Raw genomic sequence first — 7278 nt, forward strand, 5'->3', positions numbered from 1 at the left:
GGGGGGGAGACGGGGGGGGGCGGCGCGGGGGGGGTGCCCCCCGGCCGCCCGCCCCCCCCCAGCCCCCCCGCCCCGGTGTGCTGTGACTTTCGCCGGGCGGTAGGTGCAGACTCGTGCCTAGTACGCGACCCCTGGCGGAGGGAACGGCACATGACCGACGACGCGGTGAATTCCGGCGGCGACGGGCCGGCGGCCGACGGTGAGTGGTCGCAGCAGGACTACCAGCACCCGTCCGCCGGCTGGGGTGCGGCGAAGTCCGTGGCCTCGGTTCTCGGCCGCGAACACGCCGTACTGTCCGGGCCGCGGGCGATGCTGAAGATGAACCACGAGGACGGCGGCTTCGACTGTCCTGGGTGCGCGTGGCCGGACGCGGTCGACGGGTTGAAGCTGGACCACTGCGAGAACGGCGTCAAGCACGTCGTTCTCCGGTCGTGTGACCTGACCGTCCACGTGAGCACCAAGCTGAACCGCAGCCATCTCGTCCACGGCCGCCAGGCGCTGATCCTGCCGTGCCTCGGCCGCACCGAGATCGACGTCCAGGCCGGCGGGCCGCAGTCGGTGTCGGTCGAGGAGTCGATGAGCATGGTGCACCTGTCGACCGGCCACAAACGCCCGGCGTCACCGCACCTGCTGTCCGAACCCGCGATCATCGCCGGCATCGCGCAGGCGACGCTGCCCCCGTCTCGGACACCGTGGACCTGGTACGTCGAGGACTACGACCGGATCCGCGACATCATGGCCAAGGCCCTCGACGGGTTCGAGGACTTCAACCGCCGGGTCCGCAACCGCCTCGGCTTCCGGCTCCGGCAGCCCGCGCGCGAGCTCGTCTTCCGCACGCCGAGCGGGCGCGCCGAGTTCTCCACGGCCGACCTGCCGGACGTGGTTCCGGCTGAGGACGACGTCCTGATCCTGCAGACCATGCGGTCGCACGACCAGTGGAACACCACGATCTACTCCGACAACGACCGCTACCGCGGCGTGAAGAACCTCCGCACCCTGATCCTGATGAACCCGGACGACATGCGCAGCCGAGGTCTCGAGCAGGGCGCTCTGGTCGACATCATTGCGACCGCGCGAGACGGGTCGGTGCGCGAACTGCGCCAGTACCGCGTTCTGCGCTACGACCTGCCACGAGGCAACGCCGCCGGGTACATGCCGGAGATGAACGTGCTCGTCGCCGCGAACGACTACAGCACGCAGAGTGACCAGCCCCTCATGAAGAACATCCGGGTCCGTGTGACGCCCGCACGCGACCGACCGGTAGGATGACCGGACGTTAGACCGGCGGTGGGGCTCGCCGGACCGAACTGTCGCCGTCCGGTGGCCAACAGTCCCTACCCAGGTAACCTCGCGGCGTCATGCCGGGAGGTCAGACCAGGTAGGAGGCCTGTCTGTGGAGCACCGCCCTGTCGAACCCCTGCCCAAGGGCCCGGTCGATTCTGACGTCGACCTGCGGATCGACGGCCGCGCGGGACGTGCGCACGACCCGGTGATCCTCGGCGCGATCGCGATCGGTGGGGCGTTCGGCGCGACCGCTCGCTACCTGGTCGGGCTCGCCTGGCCGACTCCGGTGGGCGGGTTCCCGGTGAGTACGTTGCTGATCAACGTCGTCGGCTGCGGGCTGATCGGGATCCTGATGGTCGTGGTGACCGACGTGCTGACCCGGCAGCGGCTGCTGCGCCCGTTTCTCGGGACCGGAGTGCTCGGCGGTTTCACGACATTCTCGACGTACGCCGTCGACATCCAGCGGCTCGTGACGGGTCAGCATGCCGGGACCGCGCTGCTGTACCTCGTCACGACGATCGTCGGCGCGTTGCTCGCGGTACGGGCCACGGTGTCGGCGACCCGCGCGCTGATCACCTGGAGGACGCGATGACCGCCCTCGTCCTGGTGATCGCCGGCGGCCTGATCGGCGCCCCGCTGCGGTACGTCGCCGACCGCGCCGTCCAGGCCCGTCACGACTCGCCGTTCCCGTGGGGCACGTTCAGCGTCAACGTCCTGGGTTCGCTGGTCCTGGGATTCCTGGCCGGTGCCTCGTCCGCGCTTCCGCAGGAGGTCCAGCTCTTCGTCGGTACGGGGTTCTGCGGCGCGCTCACGACGTACTCGACCTTCTCCTACGAGACGATCCGGCTGTTCGAGGACCGCGCGCGCTTCCTGGCCGTCGCCAACGTCACGGCGAGCATCGTCGCCGGCCTCGGCAGCGTCTTCCTCGGGGCCGCCGTCAGCCAGGCGCTCTTTTAGCTAGCGGTCGCGGGTGGCGATCCCCGGATAGTCGAGGACAAGGCCCGCGGCGTCGAAGGTCAGCTCGCACTCGAAGTCGAAGGTGGCGGACAGGTAGTGGAACACGTGCCGGTCCGCATCGGAGCTGAGCAGGGTGTAGCGCTGCTCGAGCCGCAGCACGCTCAGATCCTCGGCCTGAACGAACGCGGCCGGTATGTCGACGGGCGTGCCGACCACGAACGGCAGGCGGTGGATCGGCAGGGTGTTCGTCACCGCCGACGACTCGAAGTCCACGTCGTGGCAGTCGTCGAGATCCGGACGGGCCACCCCGTCGACGGTCCAGCCGATCCCGTCCCGCTCGAGCCGGACCTCGCGGTCACCGGCCGCCGTCGAGTTGACCGCGCGCACCGTCCGGGTCGTCCAATCGGCGTTCACCGCGATGTCGTAGCCGACGTACCAGGTCGCCTCCTGTTCGCGGGCCGACGTCCGGCCCCGGAGCCGGCCGGGAGCGGTGAAGAGAACCTCGAATCCGGCGCGAACGCCGGCATGCGTCCACGAGGCGGCGGCGGGCAGCGCGTGGAACTCCATGACGCGACCCTAGCCGGACATGATGGACTGTTCCCGTGACCGACGGACAGGTGGAGTTGGGGCCCGGGTACTCGAGTCAGTTCCACGACGCGATGCGACCGGTGAACCTCTTGTACGACGAAGTTCGGCAGCGGCGCGAGACGGGGTACGACGTCGACGCGCTGGTCACCGAGGCGAACCGGACCGACCCGAACGATCGGGAGGCCGTGCTCGACCTGGTGGACCGGATGTCGCTCGCGGCCCGGGCGCCGGGCTGGCGGTACGTCGAACCGGACGAGCTCGTCGACATCGAGGACACGCTCGGCGCGCTGCCCGAGGCTTCCGGCGTACCGGAGGCGGAGCTGGCGGACAAGATCCAGGCGGGGTGGCTCGGGCGGATCGCGGGGTGCAACGTCGGCAAGCCGGTCGAGTCGGGTGACTACTGGACGTCGGACCGGATTCGCGACTACCTCACGCTGGCCGACGCGTACCCGCTGCGGGACTACGTGCCGGTGCTGGACCCGATGCCGGACGGGTTCCGGCTGATCGCGTGCTGGCCGGAGACGACCCGCGGCAACGTCCACGGGTCGGCGCGGGACGACGACATCGACTACGCGATCCTGGCGCTGCACCTGCTCGAGACGCACGGCTCCGGGTTGCGGCCCGCGGACGTCGGCGTGGCGTGGACGCGGCTGTTCCCGATCGGCCAGGTGTTCACCGCCGAGCGAGCGGCGTACCTGAACCTGGTCAACGGGTTCACGGTGCCCGAGGTGGCGCGGCGGCGGAACCCGTACCGGGAGTGGATCGGCGCGCAGATCCGCGGCGACGTGTTCGGGTACGTGCGGGCCGGCGACCCGTGGGCGGCCGCGCGGCTCTCGTACCAGGACGCGGCGCTCTCGCATGTCGGGAACGGGATCTACGGCGAGATGTGGGCGGCGGCGCTGGTCGCGTCGGCGTTCACGGCGTCCGGTCCGCGCGAGGTGGTCGAGCGGGCGCTGGCCGTCGTACCGCCGCAGTCTCGGCTGGCCGAGGCGATTAGGGACGTGCTCGCGCAGCATGCGGCCGGGAGCACCTGGGAGGACGCGCTCACCGCGATCCAGCAGCGGTACGGGCGCTACTCGTGGGTGCACGCGATCAACAACGCGGCGCTCGTTGCCGCCGCGTTGCTCTGGTCGGACGGCGATTTCGTCACCGGGGTCGGCCGGGTGGTGATGAGCGGCTGGGACACCGACTCGAACGGTGCCACCGTCGGCTCGGTCCTCGGCGTCCTCACCGGCACCCGCGACCTGCCCGAGCACCTGATCGCACCCCTGGAGGACCGGACCCGCTCGGCCCTGTTCGGCTTCGACAACTCCCGGATCTCGGATCTCGCCGCCCGTACGGTGCGCCTCGCCGTACAGGGTCTCGAGTGATGCTCGATCGGTCCGAATCCGCGCTCGGCATCGTCCTCCGCTCCCGGTTCTACCGCTCGGCGTTCCTGTCGCTGCTGATCGCCGGTATCGGGGTGTCGGCGGCAACGCCCCAGTTCACGCTCTTCCTCGTCCGCGACCTCGGTACGCCGCTCCCGGTCGCCGGCCTGTATTACGTGACGAACCTGGCCGCCCCGGTCGCCGGATTCCTGGTCGGGCGCTGGTCCGACCGCAGTCACGACCGTCTGCTCTGGTTCCGGATCTGTGCGCTCATCGGGTCGGCGGGCTGGTTCGCAATGGCGGCGACCAACGCGATCTGGATGCCGTTCGTGATCAGCGTCCTGGCGTTGAGCGTCGCCGGCGGGTCGATGGCGCAACTGTTCGCCGCCTGCCGCGACGAACTCAGCCGCCACCCGACCCGCTCCGAGAACCGGGTGATCGCGACCATCCGGATGGCGTTCACGACAGGCTGGATCCTCGGCCCGGTGTTCGGCAGCTGGTTCGGCGGCGTGTTCGGTCTGCGCGCGCTGCTGATCGCGACCGCGGTGTGCGTATTCGCCCAGATCCTCCCCCTCGGCCGCCAACGGGTCGAGCGGTACGACGCTCCGCCCGTCGACACGCCCGTGGAACGCCGAAGCATCGACCACATGATGCCGCTGCTGATCTTCACCGCGGTCTGTGTGCTGGCGATGACGGGTGACACCATCAAGTTCGGCTACCTGCCGATCTACATGGCCGAAGAGTTGCATGTGTCGGACTCGCTGCGCGGTGTCGTGATCGGCGTGCAGCCGCTCCTCGAACTGGCCCTGCTCCCCGTGGTGGCCCGGCTCGCCGACCGGTACGGCGCGATGCGCGCGATGACGGTCGGCGCGATCCTCGGACTGGGCGGAAACATCGCCTACGCGCTCAGTACGTCGGTCGCCGGCCTGTTTCTCGGACAGACCCTGACGGCCGGTCTGTGGGCCTGCGTCGGCGCGCTCGGCGTCTCGATCGCCCAGCGTCTCTACCCCGAAGGGGTCGGTACCGCCTCCGGGGTGTTCCTCAGCGCGATCCCGCTCGGCTCCGCGATGGGCGGCACCATCGGCGGTATCGGCGTCGCGGCGATCGGCCTCCCCCACGTCTTCTTCATCCCAGCCGGCCTGACCGGGCTCGCGATCGTCGCCTTCGTGATCCTCAGTATGCGTGAACAGGTCTAGCTGACGGCAGCGCGGATCGACTCCCTCAGCGAGCCGAGCGTCGCGACCACCGCGGTCGGTTCGTAGCCGCAGTGCGCCATGCAGTTCGCGCACCGCGGGTCCTTGCCGCGCCCGTACGTGCTCCAGTCGGTCTCGTCGAGGAGCTCCTGGTACGTCGCGACGTACCCGTCGTCCATCAGGTAGCAGGGGCGTTGCCAGCCCTTGAGCGAGTACAGCGGGATCGCCCACGCCGTACAGCTGAAGTCGACCTTGCCCTCCAGGAAGTCGAGGAACAGCGGCGAGTGGTTGAGCCGCCACTTCTTCCGGCGGCCGTCGGCGAAGGCCTTGCGGAACAGCTGCCGGGTCTCCTCCGGGCCGAGCCAGTGCTCCTGGTCGGGCGCCTTGTCGTACGCGAACCCGGGTGAGATCTGCATGTTGTCCACGCCGAGGTCGTCGTTCAGATAGTCCAGTACGTCGATGACGTCCTGCGGGCTGTCGGTGTCGAAGAACGTGGTGTTCGTCATCACCCGGAACCCGGCCGCCTGCGCCTGCCGGACCGCGTCCACGGCCTGGTCGAACACGCCGTCCTTGCACACCGACTGGTCGTGCCGCTCGCGCAACCCGTCGATGTGCACCATCCAGGCGAAGTTCTTGTGCGGCGTGAACTTGTGCAGGTGCTTGGGCAGCAGGACGGCGTTGGTGCACAGGAACACGATCTTGTTCCGCGCCAGCAACTGCCGGACGATCTCGTCGATCTCCTTGTGCATCAGCGGCTCGCCGCCGGCGATCGACACCATCGGCGCGCCACACTCCTCGACCGCCGCGACCGCCTGCTCGACGGACATCCGCCGTTTCAGCCAGTCGTGGGTCTGCTGGATCTTGCCGCAGCCCGCGCACTTCAGGTTGCAGGCGTACAGCGGTTCGAGCTCGAGCAGGATCGGGAACTTCTCCCGGCGGCGGAGCTTCTGCTTCATCAGATATCCGCCCAGGCGGATGGACTGCCGCAGCGGCATGCTCACGGCTGAGTCACCTCTTTCGGTAGCGCGAAGCGGACGTCCTCGATCAGGCTTCCGTGCTCGCTAAGGCTGATCGGGCCGAGTCCGGACAGGCCGCGGACCAGGTCGTCGACGAGGGTCGGCGGAGCCGAGGCGCCGGCAGTGATGCCGATACGTCGTACGCCTGCGAGACGGTCGAGTTCGAGCTCGCCGGCGTCGTCGACGAGGACCGCGGGGGCTCCTGCCGCCTCGGCGACCTCGACCAGGCGTCGGGAGTTCGAGGAGTTCTGGGAGCCCAGGACGACTACGAGGTCGGAGCGTTCGGCGATCGCGCGGACGCCGGCCTGGCGGTTGCTGGTCGCGTAGCAGATGTCGTCTCGGCGCGGAGCGGTCAGATTGGGGAAGCGTCGGCGAAGTACTGCTGCCGTCTCGATGGCTTCCTCGACGGCGAGGGTGGTTTGCATCGCGTAGCCGACGTTGTCGGGATTGGGCACCTCGACCGTCTCGGCCTCGGTGGGGTTGGCGACGACGATGACGTGGTCCGGGGCTTCGCCGACGGTGCCGATGACTTCTTCGTGGTCGGAGTGGCCGATCAGCAGGACGGTGCGGTCGCGGGCGGCGTACCGGCGTACCTCCTGGTGGACCTTCGCGACGAGTGGGCAGGTGGCGTCGATGACGTGGAGGTTGCGCGCCGCTGCCTGCTCGCGGACGGCCGGGGTGACGCCGTGCGCGGCGAGCACCAGGCGGCTGCCTTCCGGGACTGCGTCCACTTCCTCGACGAAGACGGCGCCGCGGCGCTCCAGGTCGCTGACGACGTGCCGGTTGTGAACGATCTGCCGACGGACATAGACCGGGGCGCCGAAGGTTTGTGGCGCGCGCGCGCCCGGGGCGATGGGCCCCCCCACCCCCCCG

8 protein-coding genes are annotated in these 7278 nt (G+C 69.6%); 5 read left to right on the forward strand and 3 right to left on the reverse strand.

The genetic code is table 11. From position 1 onward, the window contains the following. The first annotated feature begins 150 nt into the window (after positions 1–150). The 3 genes from ACWGID_RS25270 (at position 151) to crcB (ACWGID_RS25280) (ending at position 2241) form a co-directional block, all read left to right on the forward strand. Positions 151–1269 carry a molybdopterin dinucleotide binding domain-containing protein gene (locus ACWGID_RS25270; protein ID WP_452200465.1) on the forward strand — a complete coding sequence of 373 codons (1119 nt, stop codon included), beginning with the start codon at positions 151–153 and terminating at the stop codon, positions 1267–1269. 124 nt (positions 1270–1393) lie between these two features. Then, positions 1394–1876 (forward strand): fluoride efflux transporter CrcB, encoded by a 483-nt coding sequence (gene crcB, locus ACWGID_RS25275; protein WP_452200467.1) that lies wholly within the window; start codon positions 1394–1396, stop codon positions 1874–1876. After that, on the forward strand, positions 1873–2241 hold the full coding sequence (crcB, locus tag ACWGID_RS25280; protein WP_452200469.1) for a fluoride efflux transporter CrcB: 369 nt from the start codon (positions 1873–1875) through the stop codon (positions 2239–2241). The genes crcB (ACWGID_RS25275) and crcB (ACWGID_RS25280) overlap by 4 nt, the downstream gene beginning before the upstream one ends. Here crcB (ACWGID_RS25280) and ACWGID_RS25285 read toward each other — a convergent pair whose 3' ends face one another. Next, positions 2242–2808: a putative glycolipid-binding domain-containing protein gene (locus tag ACWGID_RS25285; RefSeq protein ID WP_452200471.1), complete on the reverse strand. Its 567-nt coding sequence runs from the start codon at positions 2806–2808 to the stop codon at positions 2242–2244. A 35-nt stretch (positions 2809–2843) separates the two neighbouring features. On the opposite strand from ACWGID_RS25285, the gene ACWGID_RS25290 reads away from it, so the two are divergent. Next, on the forward strand, positions 2844–4199 hold the full coding sequence (locus tag ACWGID_RS25290) for an ADP-ribosylglycohydrolase family protein (RefSeq protein ID WP_452200472.1): 1356 nt from the start codon (positions 2844–2846) through the stop codon (positions 4197–4199). Continuing rightward, on the forward strand, positions 4199–5392 hold the full coding sequence (locus ACWGID_RS25295) for an MFS transporter (protein WP_452200474.1): 1194 nt from the start codon (positions 4199–4201) through the stop codon (positions 5390–5392). Before ACWGID_RS25290 ends, ACWGID_RS25295 begins: the two co-directional genes overlap by 1 nt. Here ACWGID_RS25295 and hpnH read toward each other — a convergent pair. Together hpnH and ispH are read right to left on the reverse strand one after the other, a co-directional pair. Beyond that, positions 5389–6384, reverse strand: a complete 996-nt coding sequence (gene hpnH, locus ACWGID_RS25300) for an adenosyl-hopene transferase HpnH (RefSeq protein ID WP_452200510.1) — start codon at positions 6382–6384, stop codon at positions 5389–5391. The two genes, ACWGID_RS25295 and hpnH, sit on opposite strands and share 4 nt — an antisense overlap. Positions 6385–6386: 2 nt before the next feature. Then, the coding region (gene ispH, locus ACWGID_RS25305; protein WP_452200476.1) for a 4-hydroxy-3-methylbut-2-enyl diphosphate reductase at positions 6387–7278 on the reverse strand (892 nt) is incomplete at its 5' end.

This window comes from Kribbella sp. NPDC054772 (assembly GCF_053611945.1).